This is a genomic window from Leisingera sp. (assembly GCF_034669605.1).
Classification (GTDB): Bacteria; Pseudomonadota; Alphaproteobacteria; order Rhodobacterales; family Rhodobacteraceae; genus Leisingera.
The window spans coordinates 1-14,032 of record NZ_JAXMOX010000123.1 but is presented as its reverse complement, the minus strand read 5'-3'; the positions used below and the strand labels follow the sequence as shown (position 1 = coordinate 14,032).

The following is a 14,032-nucleotide window of genomic DNA, read 5'->3' as shown; positions in this document are numbered from 1 at the left end:
CTGGACCAGCCAGTCTATCATGGTGCTAAGAAACAGGAGTATGAACACCAATGTGTTCAGCTTCTGCGGAAGCAGCTGCTTGCTGAACTGCGGTGAAATCCAATGTGCCGCCAGCAGCACTGCCCACAGAACCGCGGACACGATGCCGGCTGCAATACGCGGCGAGGCCTGGCCCCTCAGCCAGCAATGCAAGTCCTGCAGCTATGGGCAGAGCGAGCAGAATACAGGTGCTGGCAACGGCATACGGGTTCTGCGCAGACCCAAGAAGATCATAAAGAGGAACACAATCTTCGGTCATGCCTCACCGAACCGCCTCGATCGGCCCCTCCGCGCGGCCGTGGATGAATTGCTCCATGTAGGGATCGCCCGAGGCGTCCATCTCGGCCACCGGGCCGGTCCACTGGATCACCCCGCCGTGCAGCATCGCCACATTGTCGGCAATTGCGCGGACCGAGGACATGTCGTGGGTGATGGTCATCGCGGTGGCGCCCATCTCCACCACGATCTCGCGGATCAGGTCGTTGATGACGCCGGACATGATCGGGTCCAGACCCGTCGTCGGCTCGTCGAAAAAGATGATCTCGGGCTCTGCTGCAATCGCCCGGGCCAGCCCCACCCGTTTCTGCATGCCGCCGGACAGCTCCGCAGGCAGGAGGTCGGCGACATTCGCCTTCAGGCCCACCCGGCGCAGTTTTTCAATGGCGATCCCGCGCGCTTCCTCAGCCGGGCGCTTCAACGCGCCGCGCAGCAGGCGGAAGGCCACATTCTGCCAGACCGGCAGGCTGTCAAACAGCGCGCCGCCCTGAAACAGCATGCCGAACCGCGCCAGGAACTTGTCGCGGTCGCCGGATCCGGACGGCCTGCCATCGACATAGATCTCGCCGCTGTCCGGCGTGATCAGGCCCAGCACGCTTTTCAGCGCCACCGATTTGCCGGTGCCGGAGCCGCCGATGATCACCATCGATGTGCCCTTGGGGACTTCCAGGTTCAGCCCGTTCAGCACCGCGTTGTCACCAAAGGCCTTGTGGACGTTTTCCATGCGGATCATAGCGAGAAAAACACCCCCGTCAGAACGAAATTGGCGGCCAGGATCAGCACCGCAGCGGATTCGACCGAACCCTTGGTGGCGCGGCCCACGCCCTGCGCGCCGCGGCCCGATTGCATGCCGTAATAGCAGCCCATCATCGCCGCAATGGTGCCGAATGCGGCGCCTTTGGTCAGCGACGAGATGATGTCCAGAGGTTCCAGGAAGTCGACGGTGTTCTTCAGGTAGGCCGCGGCGTTGAAGCCGAGGTTCTGCACCGCCACGGTATAACCGCCCATGATGCCGATGATGTCGCCGACACCGACCAGCACCGGCACGGTGATCAGCGCCGCCAGCACGCGGGGGGCGACCAGGTATTTCATCGGGTGGGTCGACAGCGTCACCAGCGCGTCGATCTGCTCGGTCACTTTCATGGTGGCGATTTCCGCCGCAATCGACGACGTCACCCGCGCCGCAATCATCAGCCCGACCAGCACCGGGCCCAATTCGCGCACCATGCCGATGGCAACGATCTGCGGCACCACGGCTTCGGCGTTGAAACGGGCGCCGCCCGCATAGATCTGCAGCGCCAGCGCGCCGCCGGTGAAAATCGCGGTCAGCCCCACAACCGGCAGCGACAGCCAGCCGATGTTCAGCAGCGCCTGCAGGAATTCACGCGGGTAATAGGGCGGGCGGACCATATGGCTGAAGGCCCGCAGCGCAAACAGCGCCGCGCGGCCAACCGCGGCCAGCGACGCCAGCGCGGTGCGGCCCAGCCGGGCCAGGAGTGCCACCGGGTTCATCCCTGATAGGTCCGTGCGTAGCGGTGGCCGGTTGCGGTCAGGATCTCATAGCCGATGGTGCCGGCCGCATCGGCCAGGGTATCGACGGTCTGCTGTTCATTGAGAATCGCCAGCGTCTCCGGCACCTCCGCCAGATCCGTCACATCCACGGTGATCAGATCCATCGAGATCCGGCCCACGACGGGGCAGGCGGTGCGGCCTGCAAAGACCTGGATGCCGCCATTGCCCATCGCCCGGTGCAGGCCGTCGGCATAGCCCGCGGCCACCGTGGCAATGCGGCTGGGGCGCTTGGCGGTCCAGGTGTTGCCATAACCGGCAGTCTCGCCCGGTTCCAGATCGCGCAGTTGAATCACCGGCAGGTCCAGCTGCACCACCGGCAGCGCGTCCTGGAACGGCAGCCCGCCGTAAATCCCGATACCGGGGCGGCAGAGATCAAAATGATAATCCGGCCCCAGCAGCATGCCGCCGGTCGCCGCCAGCGAGCGGGGGATCTCCAGCCCGTCGGTCATATCGCGGAAACTCTGCAACTGCCGGGCGTTCATCGCGTGGCTTGGTTCATCGGCGCAGGCCAGATGCGACATCAGCAGAACCGGGTTCTGGCCCAGGGCGATCTCGGCCACGGCCGCCCATTCGCCGTGCTCCATCCCCAGCCGGTTCATGCCGCTGTCCAGCTGCACCCCGAACGGATGCCCCGGCAGTGTTTCAAAGTGGCGCAGCATCTGGTCCAGCGAGTTCAGCATCGGCGTCAGCTGGAAATCCTTCAGCAGCTTGGTGTCGCCCTCCATATGGCCGGAAAACACCGAGATGCCGGGGCCGGGCCCCAGCGCACGGCGCAGCGCGCCGCCTTCCTCGGCCGCCGCCACAAAGAAATTGCGCGCACCGGCCCTGGCCAGCGCCTTGCCGACGCGGCCCGCATCCAGGCCGTATCCATTCGCCTTGACCACGGCTGCGGTTTCGCAGCCGGTCAGCGCATCCAGATTCCGCCAGTTGGTGACCAGCGCATCCAGGTTGATTGTCAATCTTGCCGTGCTCATGCGGTGTTCATGACATGGGGCACGCGCAGGTCAAGTGGGAAAAACCGGAATGGCGGCGGAGGCTTGCCTGCAGGAAACAAATAAGCCCGGTCCAGCGGGGGGGGGCTGGACCGGGCCGGTGCCGGGGCGCTGACGGTCACGCGGACTGCCAGGCCCTGGCACGGTCATCCTGATTGCGGCCGCAACCGGCCGGGATCAATAGTCTTCCTGCCCCTGCTGCCAGGATTTGGCCAGGTTGCCAAAGCGGGTGAACTGCGCCTCGAACGACAGCTCCACCGTGCCGATCGGGCCGTGGCGCTGCTTGCCGACGATCACCTCGGCCTTGGCGTGCAGCCGTTCCATCGCCTGCTTCCACTCTTCCATCTTGTCCAGCTCGTGGTCGCCGGGCTTTTCCCGCTCCTTGTAGTATTCCTCGCGGAACACGAACATCACCACGTCGGCGTCCTGCTCAATCGAGCCGGATTCCCGCAGGTCGGACAGCTGCGGCCGTTTGTCGTCACGGTTTTCCACCTGCCGCGACAGCTGCGACAGTGCGATGACAGGTATGTTCAGCTCCTTGGCAATCGCCTTCATCCCCATCGAGATTTCGGCAATCTCGTTGACCCGGTTGTCGGCCATGCCGCGGCACAGCTGCAGATAGTCGATCACCAGCAGGTCCAGCCCGTGGGTCCGCTTCAGCCGCCGCGCCCGTGCGGCCAGCTGCGAAATCGGGATTGCAGGCGTGTCGTCGATGAACAGCGGGCAGCTTTCCAGATCCTTGGCCGCCTGCACAAAGCGGCGGAATTCGCCCTCGGTCATGTCGCCCTGGCGGATCTTGTGCGAGGAGATTTCCGACGCTTCCGCCAGAATACGCCCGGCCAGCTGTTCGGCGCTCATCTCGAGGCTGAAGAAGCCGACCACGCCGCCGTCCAGCGCGCCTTCGCTGCCGTCGGGTTTCACTCCGCGTTTATAGGCCTTGGCGACGTTGAAGGCGATGTTGGTCGCCAGCGACGTCTTCCCCATAGAAGGGCGGCCCGCAAGGATCAGAAGGTCCGAGGGATGCAGGCCGCCAAGTTGCTTGTCGAGGTCCATCAGGCCCGTCGAGATGCCGGCCATGCCGCCACCCCGCTGATACGCCTCGTTGGTCACATTAACCGCTTCTGTGACGGCTTTCAGGAACGACTTGAAACCGCTCTCCGTCTGGCCCTGTTCGGCCAGCTGATACAGCGACTGCTCCGCCTCGACGATCTGCTCTTTTGGTTCCGACGCCACGTCGACGCGGCGCGCCTTTTCCGCAATGCTCTGGCCCAGGGCGATCAGCTCGCGCCGGATGGCCAGGTCGTAAATCATCTGCGCATAGTCCCGCACCGCAAAGGCCGAGATCGACGCGCCGGCAAGCTTGGCCAGATAGGCCGGCCCGCCCAGTTCCTTCAGCCCCTCATGGTCTTCCAGAAACGCCTTCAGCGTCACCGGCGAGGCCAGCGCGTTCTTGGAAATCCGCGCCGCCGCCACCTCATAGATCCGGGCATGCACCGGATCGTAGAAATGCGACGAGTCGATGATCAGCGCGATCTTGTCGTAGACCTCGTTGTTGGTCAGGATCGCCCCCAGCAGCTGCTGTTCCGCCTCGACCGAATGCGGCAGCTCATTGTCCGGCATTGCGTTCTGCGGCGCGGCGGGGTCCGGCATCGGCGCCGGAGGGGGCATATCGCCGTCAAAGGGAGTAATCTCGTTCATCACTGCTCTCGTCGTTTGGCCGCCTTATAGGGCGCCGGGGGCGGTTCTCCTATCTGGGAATCTCTGTGGATCCCTTGTGGATATCCGCACCGGGCCTGTGGGCTTTTTATCGGAAAGGGCCAGCAAGCCTGTCCTATGCAGGCTACATGATGCGGGGCGTCTTGAATAGACCCCTATATCTGCGTACCGGCCAGGGCGGAAATGCGATTCGGGGCAGCCTTGTCCACAGGCTGCCCGGTGCCGCTTGCCGCAGGGTCAGGCGGATTTATGCGCGTCCTGCCAGGCGCGGGGATCCTTCAGGAAGGTCTCCACCTCATCCAGCGTCTCGGTGCTGAAGGCACCCTGGGCGCGGGCTTCGGCCAGCACATCCCACCAGGTGCAGAGATAATGCAGCTCGACCCCGTGGTCGCCCAGCGTCTTGGTGGTTTCGGGAAAGATGTCGTAATAGAAAATCACCGCCGTGTGGCCGCAGCTGGCGCCGGTTTCGCGGATCGCATCGACGAACGACAGTTTCGAGCCGCCATCGGTGGTCAGGTCCTCGACCAGCAGCACCCGCTCGCCTTCGCTCATCGCGCCCTCGATACGGGCATTGCGGCCATAGCCTTTGGGCTTCTTGCGCACATAGGTCATCGGCAGCGCCAGACGTTCGGCCACCAGCGCGGCAAAGGGGATGCCTGCGGTCTCGCCGCCGGCGATATTGTCAAACGCCTCGAACCCGGCATTGCGCATCACGGTGACAGTCATGAAATCCATCAGCGTCGAGCGGATGCGCGGAAAGGAGATCAGCTTGCGGCAGTCGATATAGCTCGGCGAGGGCAGGCCGGAGGCCAGCGTATAGGGCGTTTCGGTATTAAAGTTCACCGCGCCGATTTCCAGCAGCATCCGGGCCGACAGGCGGGCGATTTCTTCTTGGGACGGGTAGGAGGAGGGGATCATGATCGGGTCCTTTCTGGTGCCGGGGAAACTGGCATTTCCCCGGCAATTTTCTTCTAGGAAATTTGTGTCTTACGCGCCGGCAGCCCAGTACACGGCAAAGCCCGGATCAAACACCGTCACCGGCCCGTCGGCGCTGTCGATCTTCTCCGGGAAATCCACAGCGGTGCCGGATTTGCGCAGCGTCAGGCGCTCGCTGCTGACCGGCATCCCATAGAACGCAGGCCCGTTTTCCGAGGCAAAGCCCGCCAGCTTGTCCAGCGCGCCCTCCTCCTCGAACACATGCGCCAGCAGGGACATGGTGTTGGTTGCGGTGAAACAGCCGGCACAGCCGCAGGCGCTTTCCTTGTTCGGGTCGGTATGCGGCGCGGAATCGGTGCCCAGAAAGAACCGCGCATCGCCCGAGGTGGCCGCCGCGCGCAAGGCCAGCCGGTGCTCTTCGCGCTTGGCGACGGGCAGGCAGTAGTAGTGCGGCTTGATGCCGCCGACCAGGATGTGGTTGCGGTTGATGATCAGATGATGGGTGGTGATCGTCGCGCCCAGGCCGGCGGAATTGGATTTCACATAATCGACCCCGTTTTTGGTGGTGATATGCTCCATCACCACACGCAGGCCGGGGGTGGATTTGCGGATCGGGTCCAGCACCCGGTCGATGAACACCGCCTCGCGGTCGAAAATGTCGATCTCCGCATCCGTCACTTCGCCGTGCACGCACAGCGGCAGGCCGATCTCGGCCATCTTTTCCAGCACGCCGCGCACCTTGTTGAAGTCGCTGACGCCCGAGGCCGAATTGGTGGTGGCGCCGGCGGGGTAGAGCTTCACCGCCTTGACCAGCCCGCTGGCATGCGCCGCGGCGACATCCGACGGGTCGGTGTCCTCGGTCAGATAGAGCGTCATCAAGGGCTCGAACGCCATGCCTTCGGGCAGCGCGGCCAGAATCCGGCCGCGGTAGGCGGCGGCCTGGGCGCCGGTCACCACCGGCGGCACCAGGTTCGGCATGATGATGGCGCGGCCGAAATGGCGGGCGGTTTCGGGCAGCACGGCTTCCAGCATGGCGCCATCGCGCAGATGCAGATGCCAGTCGTCGGGGCGGGGGATGGTCAGCGTCTCGGTCATGCGCCCGCGTTAGCACAGCAGCGGGCGGAAAAGAAGCGGCTGTATGCGGCCGCAGCCCCCAAGCAAAGCCAGGGGCTGCTCAGCGCTTGGACGGAAAGGTGAACTCGCCGTCTCCGGCACGCTTTTCCATCTCTTGCAGGCGGCGGCGGAACCGCGGCGCCCGCATCCGTTCGGTCACGTTGCGGCACAGCAGCGCGATCAGATAGGCCCGGTCTTCCCGCTCCAGCCGCCCCAGCAGGTTGCGCAGGAAATAGGAGTTGTTGCGGCGGCTGCGGAACAGCTTGTGGAAGGCGCCGGCGCTCAGCTTTCGGCTGCCGGCCAGCGACAGGATGTGATACAGCATCTCCATCTCGATCAGCCGGGATTGCACCGCATCGCCCAGGTGCGGCACCCGCAGACGGGTCACGTTCTTGCGCGCAAACAGCGCGGCATGCATGGCGTCCAGGCGTTCCCGCGGGTCATAGATCACATAGGCCTGATCGGCGGCGTCCAGCATATCGGGCGCATAGCCATAGCGGTCGGTGAAGGACAGACGCCGCATTTCGGCAAAGCGGTCATCCCATTCGGTCATCCGCGGGTCCAGCGTCGCCTGCGGCTGCACCGCAACCACCACCGCCCCCGGCGCGGCCACCGAAAAGGCCGCCGCCGCATAGCCGCAGGGGCCTGCGCCGTAAAAGATCACATTGTCGAACTCGTCAAAGAACCCGTCGTCGATCAGCTGGTCGAAAAACCCGTAGATGCGGCCGTCGCGGAACCAGGTGTCGCCGTCCGACACCACGCACATATGCGACCAGCCCAGGTTCTTCACCAGATCAAACCCCAAAGGCTGGGCCTGGTCCGACAGGTTGTGAATGCCCTGCATGGTCTCAAATGTCACCAGAAGCGTATTGCCCTGATCGATGAAGGTGGCGAAATGCTTGTCGCCCAGCGGCTGGTACATGCCATGCTCTTCGGCCAGCGCCGCCATCCGGGCCTTCCACTGGGCCGGCTTCAGCCCGGAAAGGTCTTCCTCCAGATTTTCAAGTCCGTCCTGCATGCCTGCCATCCTCTGCGCCCTCCCCATAGGTCCGGGCCTGCTGTTTGGATTTAGATTTAAGTGACAATTAAGGCCAAAATTGGAAAAACCCATGCCTGAATAAGGCGGCCCGGGGTCCTTTCGGCGGCCATTATCCGGGGGGCATCAGGGGGTCAGCTGCCGTCCTCCTCCGGCGGCGGAGCGGCTTGATCCGGAATGGCGAAACTGCGCAGCAGATTGGCAGCGGCCGGGCTTATCGGACGGGCTGGGGGTGTCATCAGCAGCCGCGCGAACAGCGCCCGATAGGGTTCCTGTGTCATCAGCCCGGCAAACCGGGCCCGGCGCCAGGCCACGGCGCGGCTGTGCAGCCGCGCCAGCTCCGGGTCCTCCATCAGCGCGGCCCGCAGTTCCGCAGTTGCCGGGCCGTAACGGGCGATCGAACTATCCTCGGCGCTGCAATAATTCCGCTCGACCCAGTAATCCATGCCCAGCTCCGCCTGCCGGTTGACCCGGCCGCGGTCGGCCTTCAGCACATAGCTTTCCATCGCCCCCAGCGGGTAATGGTTCAGCTGCGCCAGCCGCCCGTTGGGTTGGCCGTAATTGGAAAACAGCCGCTTGGTCTTGAACGCCTTGCCCAGTTCGCGGCCTTCGCAATCATACCAGCGGAAGCTGTCCAGCCGCGCCGTGCTGCCGGTATCCCGGGGCCGGTGCACACCGCATTTCCGGTAGGTGCCGTCATTGCGGTACAGCGTCTTGAACATCACCGCCCGCCACGGCCAGTGAATGACCTCCGGCGCGCAGCGGGTGAATTGCGCGGTCACCGGCGCATCCTGGTAGCGCACCGCGCCGGCGTTGCCGAACAGCCGCCAGGTCAGCGTCACCGCATCCGCCTCGGGCAGCGCCGCCAGCAGATCCGCCACTTTGCCGCCGCCGGTCTTGATGCAGACAAATTCGTCGATATCCAGCACCAGCACCCAATCGGCCTGTTTCATCAGCGGATGCCGGTCTGCCTGCTTCAATGCGGTGAACTGAATGCCGCCCTTGTCATAGGGGCCTTCATTGCGGACATGGACCAGCTGGCCCCGGTCCTGCAAATGGTCCAGCATCCGATCGGTGCCGTCCTGGCAATCGTTTGAAAACACCAGGAAATCGGTGAAACCCGCAGCCCGGTGATGGGCCAGCCATTCCAGCAGGAACGCGGCCTCGTTGCGCACGCAAAGGACGGCCAGAACCCGCATCCCCTAGCGCCTCTGGTCCCGGCCGCCCGGGCCGGCATGTTTGCGAAAAACGCGGTGCATGGCTGGCGTTCCTGTCTCTGTCCCTTTGCCCCGGCCGTCTGCAGGGCCGTCCCGTGGCAGTTTTACCCGGCAGGCCCGGTTATACAACCGCCCCCGTCAGCCCCGCCGCCGCCCCGCCGCCGCAGCGTCGCCGCAGCCTGCGGCTTGACCGATGCCGCTCCGCATGGCCTGTTGGCCGGGCAAGGGGAGGCACAACATGCAGCAGGCGCAATCCATCGATCAGGTCCAGCACATGCTGTCGGAGCAGGGCTATGTCTGCGGCAGGTCCCTGGCCACTGTGGTGTTCCTGTCGCTGAAACTGGGCCGCCCGCTGTTCCTTGAGGGCGAGGCCGGCACCGGCAAGACCGAGATCGCCAAGGCGCTGGCCGCCAGCCTCGGCCGCCGCCTGATCCGGCTGCAATGCTACGAGGGGCTGGACGCCGCCAGCGCGGTCTATGAATGGAACTTCGCCGCCCAGATGGTCGCCATCCGCACCGCCGAGGCCGCAGGCAGCGCCGAACGCGCCGCCCTGCAAGCGGAACTTTTCTCTGCCGATTACCTGATCGAACGCCCGCTGCTGCAGGCGATGCGCCCGGATGAGCACGGCGCGCCGGTGCTTCTGATCGACGAGCTGGACCGCACCGATGAACCGTTCGAAGCCTTCCTGCTGGAGGCGCTCAGCGATTTCCAGGTCACCATCCCCGAGCTTGGCACCATCCAGGCGCCGGAGCCGCCGATTGTCATCCTTACCTCCAACCGCACCCGCGAGGTGCATGACGCCTTGAAACGCCGCTGCCTCTACCATTGGGTCGACTACCCGGACTTCGACCGCGAGGTCGAAATCCTCAACGCCCGCGCACCCCGGGCCAGCGCGCAGCTCAGCCGCGAGATTGTCGCCTTCGTGCAATCCCTGCGCACCGAGGATCTGTTCAAGAAACCAGGCGTGGCCGAGACCATCGACTGGGCCAATTGCCTTCTGGCGCTTGACGTGATTGCGCTCAGCCCCGCGGTGATCGCCGACACCCTCGGCGCGATCCTGAAATACCAGGACGACATTGCCCGGCTGCACGGCTCCGAGGCCAAGCGCATTCTGGATCAGGCCAAGGCCGGCCTGGATGCTGCCTGATGCGTCACCTTTCCCGAAATACTCCGGGGGAGGCCCGCAAGGGCCGGGGGCAGCGCCCCCCGAACGCTCGCCCCGGCACGCGCCCCCGGAACGCTGATGCCTGACACCGCGCCGCTCACCCTGCCGGAGGACCCCAAGCTGGTCCGCAACATCACCCATTTCGCCCGCGCCCTGCGCAAGGCGGGTCTTCCCATCGGCCCCGGCCGGGTGCTGGACGCGGTGGCGGCGGTGGCGGCCGCAGGCTTCACCAGCCGCGCGGATTTCTACTGGGCCCTGCACGCCTGCTTTGTTGCCAAGCCCGAACAGCGGGTGGTCTTTGCCCAGGTCTTCCGCCTGTTCTGGCGCGACCCCAGATACCTCGAGCAGATGATGGCCGCGATGCTGCCTGCGATTCGCGGCGTGCAGCAGGAGCGCAGCGCCAAACCCGCCGAAAAACGCGCGGCCGAGGCGCTGCTGGACGGCATGCAGGACCAGCCGGAGACACCGGACAGTGATGAGGAGGGCACCGAGGTTGAAATCGACAGCACCCTCACCATGTCGGCGGAGGAACGGCTCAGAACCCTCGATTTCGAACAGATGAGCACGGCTGAGACGGCCGCCGCCAAACGCCTTCTTGCCCAGCTCACCCTGCCGGTTCAGCCGATCCAGTCGCGCCGCCTGATGGCCGCGCCGCGGGGGACACGTCCCGACTGGCGCCGCACCTTGCGCAACGCAGCCCGCCAGGGCGGCGACCTGCAGCAGATCGCCCGCGTCAGGCGCCGCATCCGCTGGCCCAATCTGGTGGTGCTCTGCGACATCTCCGGTTCGATGAGCCAGTACAGCCGAATCATCCTGCATTTCCTGCATGCCGCCGCCAACGCCCAGGAAAATGCCGGGGGCCGGGGCTGGGCCAGGGTGCATGGCTTCACCTTCGGCACCCGGCTCACCAATATCACCCGCCATCTGCATCAGCGCGACGTCGATGCCGCCCTGGCCGCGGCCGGCGCCGAGGCGCAGGATTGGGAGGGCGGCACCCGGATCGGCGACTGCCTGCATGCCTTCAACCGCGACTGGTCGCGCCGCGTCATGGGGCAGGGCGCGGTGGTGCTGCTGATCACCGACGGGCTTGATCGCGGCGATCCCGAAGGATTGGCGCGCGAAATGCAGCGGCTGCAGCTTTCATCGCGCCGCCTGATCTGGCTCAACCCTTTGCTGCGCTGGGACGGTTTTGCCCCCAAGGCGCAAGGCATCCGCGCCATGCTGCCCTATACCGACAGCTTCCGCGCCGGCCATTCCATCGCTTCACTGCAGGATCTGGCGCAGGTGATATCCAACCCCTCGGATGCGGGGGAAAAGGCGCGGCTGATGGCGCTGCTCTAAGGCGTAAGACGCTTGCAACCCGCGGCCCAAGCGCCGATGTATGACGGCAGATATACCGGTGCTGGGAGGACGCCGCATGCAGACCATGACCCCTTTTGAGCACGCCCCGGAAACCGCGCTGAACTGGCATCGGGCCGGTACAGGCGCGGCACTGGCAACTGTCGTGCAGACCTGGGGATCCGCCCCGCGCCGCACCGGCGCGCAGCTGGTGGTGGGCGGCGACGGGCGAATCGAGGGTTCGGTCTCCGGCGGCTGCGTCGAGGGCGCGGTGGTGGTCGAGGCGCAGGAGGCGCTGCAGGACGGCCGCCACCGCTTGCTGGAGTTCGGCGTCAGCGACGCGGATGCCTTTGCCGTCGGCCTGGCCTGCGGCGGCACCATCAAGGTGCTGGTGGAGCCGGTCGGTTCTGCGCTGCCCGCGGATCTTCTGGAGGACCTGGTGCAGGCCCGCGCAATCCGCACGCCCGTGGCCTATGAGGTGAACCTGACCACCGGCGCCCGCCGTCTGGCGCGCGGCGCATACCCCGAGCGGATGCGGATGGACCGCTCCGGGCTGGAGGAGGACGGCGAAACCTTTGTGGCCGTGCACAACCCGCCGCTGCGGCTGGTCTGTGTGGGGGCTGTCCATATCACCCAGGCGCTGGTGCCGATGGCGCGGATTGCCGGCTATGACGTGGTGATCATCGACCCGCGCGCCGCCTTTGCCTCCCCCGAACGCTTTCCCGGTGAAACCCTGATCGACGACTGGCCGGACGAAGCGGTGGAAAAACTGGGGCTGGATACCCGCACCGCCATGGTGCTGCTGACCCATGACCCGAAACTGGACGACCCGGCCTTGCAGGCGGCGCTGGCGGCCGACGTGTTTTACATCGGTGCGCTGGGCTCCAAGAAAACCCATGCCGCCCGCACCGCGCGGATGCAGGAAGCAGGTTTCACAGAGGCCCAGATCGCCCGCATCCACGGCCCCATCGGCCTGAATATCGGCGCGGCGGGACCAGCAGAGATTGCCGTCTCGATCCTCTCGGAAATGACCGCCGTCCTGCGCGGCAGACAGCCATGAAGTTCGGCACGCTTGCCCTGAAAGACGCCGAAGGCGCGATCCTTGCGCACTCGCTGCAAGGTGCCGCGCGCAAGATTGCCAAGGGCACGGAACTGAGCGCTGCAGACCTCGCTGACCTTGCCGCCGCCGGCCACACAAAGCTCACCGCCGCCCGGCTGGAATCCGGTGACATGCATGAAGATGCCGCGGCAGAGGCGCTGGCGAATGCGCTGGTACCGGATCCAGCCGGGCTGGGCGTCCGCATCTCCGGCGCGGGCACCGGGCGGGTGAACCTGTATGCCGCCCACGCCGGGCTGGTGCGCCTGGATCTGGCCAAGCTGGAAGCCTTTAACACCGTTGACCCGATGATCACCATCGCAACGGTGCCCGATTATCACCGCGCTGATGCAGACGGCATGATCGCTACAATCAAGGTGATTTCCTATGCCGTGCCCGCAGGCGCCGTCCGTCAGGCCTGCACAGGCGCCGCAGAAGCGATGCGGGTGCTGGCCCCGGTTTTCTCCTCTGCCACGCTGATCGAAACACAAGTGACCGGAGACACGCCCCGGGACAAAGGCCGCGCCGCCATGGCCGGGCGCCTGCACCGGATGGGCATCAGCCTGTCAGAGCGCGTGGTGGTCCCGCACCGCGAGGACGCGCTGGCAGCGGCCATCATCCAGGCACCGGGAGAGCTGCTGCTGGTGCTGACCGGCTCCGCCACCTCCGACAGCCATGACGTCGCGCCCCAGGCGCTGCGCAGTGCAGGCGGCAGCGTGACCCGTTTCGGAATGCCCGTCGACCCTGGCAACCTGTTGTTTCTGGGCGCGTTTCAGGGCAGGCCGGTGATCGGCCTGCCGGGCTGTGCCCGTTCCCCGGCGCTGAACGGCGCCGATTGGGTGCTGGAGCGGGTGATTTGCGGCATCCCCGTCACCGCGCAGGATATTGCCGCCATGGGCGTCGGCGGCTTGCTGAAGGAGATTCCCACCCGCCCGATGCCGCGCCGCGACGCGGAAGGCTGAATGCGGCACCGCAGCGAGGGATTTGTGACGCAAGGTCACAACCATGGGTAAGCCCTTCTGACGCGAATTTTACCCCCGGCACCGCCCGGAAAACACTTCGCACATCGCTGTGCCCGTGCTTAACTCCCCCCAGCCAGATAAAAACAAGCTAAAGGGAGGGTACTATGGCCAAGGTCTCAATGACCGTGAACGGCAAGGCTGCCAGCGGCGAGGTCGAAGGGCGCACGCTGCTGTCCGCATTTCTGCGCGAGGCGCTGGGCCTCACCGGCACCCATGTGGGCTGCGACACCAGCCAGTGCGGCGCCTGCGTGGTGCATGTGGACGGGCTGGCGGTGAAAGCCTGCACCATGCTGGCACTGGAGGCCGAGGGGGCCGAGGTCGCCACTATCGAAGGCCAGGCCAATGCTGACGGCTCGCTGAACACAATCCAGCAGGCGTTCCAGGACCACCACGGGCTGCAATGCGGCTTTTGCACGCCGGGCATGGTGATGTCGGCGGCGGCGCTGCTGAAGGACAACCCCAAGCCCAGCGAGACAGAGATCCGCGACTACCTGGAAGGCAACCTGTGCCGCTG

At 65.5% G+C, this 14,032-nt stretch carries 13 protein-coding genes; 5 read left to right on the top strand and 8 right to left on the bottom strand.

All coding sequences use genetic code 11. The features are described from left to right. Window positions 1-301: 301 nt before the first annotated feature. The 8 genes from VOI29_RS15330 to VOI29_RS15295 all read right to left on the bottom strand — a co-directional run bounded on the left by VOI29_RS15330 (window position 302) and on the right by VOI29_RS15295 (window position 8,879). A complete protein-coding gene (locus VOI29_RS15330; RefSeq protein WP_323780383.1) occupies window positions 302-1,048 on the bottom strand; it encodes an ABC transporter ATP-binding protein in 747 nt (248 codons plus the stop codon). Then, the gene (locus VOI29_RS15325) at window positions 1,045-1,827 is read right to left on the bottom strand and encodes an ABC transporter permease (protein ID WP_323780379.1); all 783 of its coding nucleotides are present in this window, start codon (window positions 1,825-1,827) and stop codon (window positions 1,045-1,047) included. Before VOI29_RS15325 ends, VOI29_RS15330 begins: the two co-directional genes overlap by 4 nt. Further along, on the bottom strand, window positions 1,824-2,861 hold the full coding sequence (gene alr, locus VOI29_RS15320; RefSeq protein ID WP_323780376.1) for an alanine racemase: 1,038 nt from the start codon (window positions 2,859-2,861) through the stop codon (window positions 1,824-1,826). The genes VOI29_RS15325 and alr overlap by 4 nt, the downstream gene beginning before the upstream one ends. Window positions 2,862-3,056: 195 nt before the next feature. After that, entirely contained in the window at window positions 3,057-4,577 is a 1,521-nt protein-coding gene (locus tag VOI29_RS15315; protein ID WP_323780373.1) for a replicative DNA helicase, read from the bottom strand. Between the two features lie 255 nt (window positions 4,578-4,832). Continuing rightward, complete coding sequence (locus VOI29_RS15310; RefSeq protein WP_323780370.1) at window positions 4,833-5,513, bottom strand: orotate phosphoribosyltransferase; 681 nt, start codon at window positions 5,511-5,513, stop codon at window positions 4,833-4,835. A 69-nt stretch (window positions 5,514-5,582) separates the two neighbouring features. Further along, window positions 5,583-6,626, bottom strand: a complete 1,044-nt coding sequence (gene pyrC, locus VOI29_RS15305; protein ID WP_323780368.1) for a dihydroorotase — start codon at window positions 6,624-6,626, stop codon at window positions 5,583-5,585. Window positions 6,627-6,705: 79 nt separating this feature from the next. Continuing rightward, window positions 6,706-7,662 (bottom strand): phosphoadenosine phosphosulfate reductase, encoded by a 957-nt coding sequence (locus tag VOI29_RS15300; protein ID WP_323780366.1) that lies wholly within the window; start codon window positions 7,660-7,662, stop codon window positions 6,706-6,708. 152 nt (window positions 7,663-7,814) lie between these two features. Then, complete coding sequence (locus tag VOI29_RS15295) at window positions 7,815-8,879, bottom strand: glycosyltransferase family 2 protein (protein ID WP_323780364.1); 1,065 nt, start codon at window positions 8,877-8,879, stop codon at window positions 7,815-7,817. A 256-nt stretch (window positions 8,880-9,135) separates the two neighbouring features. Here VOI29_RS15295 and VOI29_RS15290 point away from each other — a divergent pair, with 256 nt between their 5' ends. From VOI29_RS15290 to VOI29_RS15270, 5 genes are all read left to right on the top strand, one after another. Then, window positions 9,136-10,044 (top strand): MoxR family ATPase, encoded by a 909-nt coding sequence (locus tag VOI29_RS15290; protein ID WP_323780361.1) that lies wholly within the window; start codon window positions 9,136-9,138, stop codon window positions 10,042-10,044. A gap of 96 nt (window positions 10,045-10,140) precedes the next feature. Then, a complete protein-coding gene (locus VOI29_RS15285; protein WP_323780359.1) occupies window positions 10,141-11,403 on the top strand; it encodes a VWA domain-containing protein in 1,263 nt (420 codons plus the stop codon). Window positions 11,404-11,479: 76 nt separating this feature from the next. After that, window positions 11,480-12,460: an XdhC family protein gene (locus tag VOI29_RS15280; protein WP_416361537.1), complete on the top strand. Its 981-nt coding sequence runs from the start codon at window positions 11,480-11,482 to the stop codon at window positions 12,458-12,460. Then, on the top strand, window positions 12,457-13,458 hold the full coding sequence (locus VOI29_RS15275) for a molybdopterin-binding protein (RefSeq protein WP_323780356.1): 1,002 nt from the start codon (window positions 12,457-12,459) through the stop codon (window positions 13,456-13,458). Before VOI29_RS15280 ends, VOI29_RS15275 begins: the two co-directional genes overlap by 4 nt. Window positions 13,459-13,622: 164 nt before the next feature. Beyond that, window positions 13,623-14,032 (top strand): (2Fe-2S)-binding protein (locus tag VOI29_RS15270; RefSeq protein ID WP_323780353.1); only part of this gene is annotated, 410 nt, incomplete at its 3' end.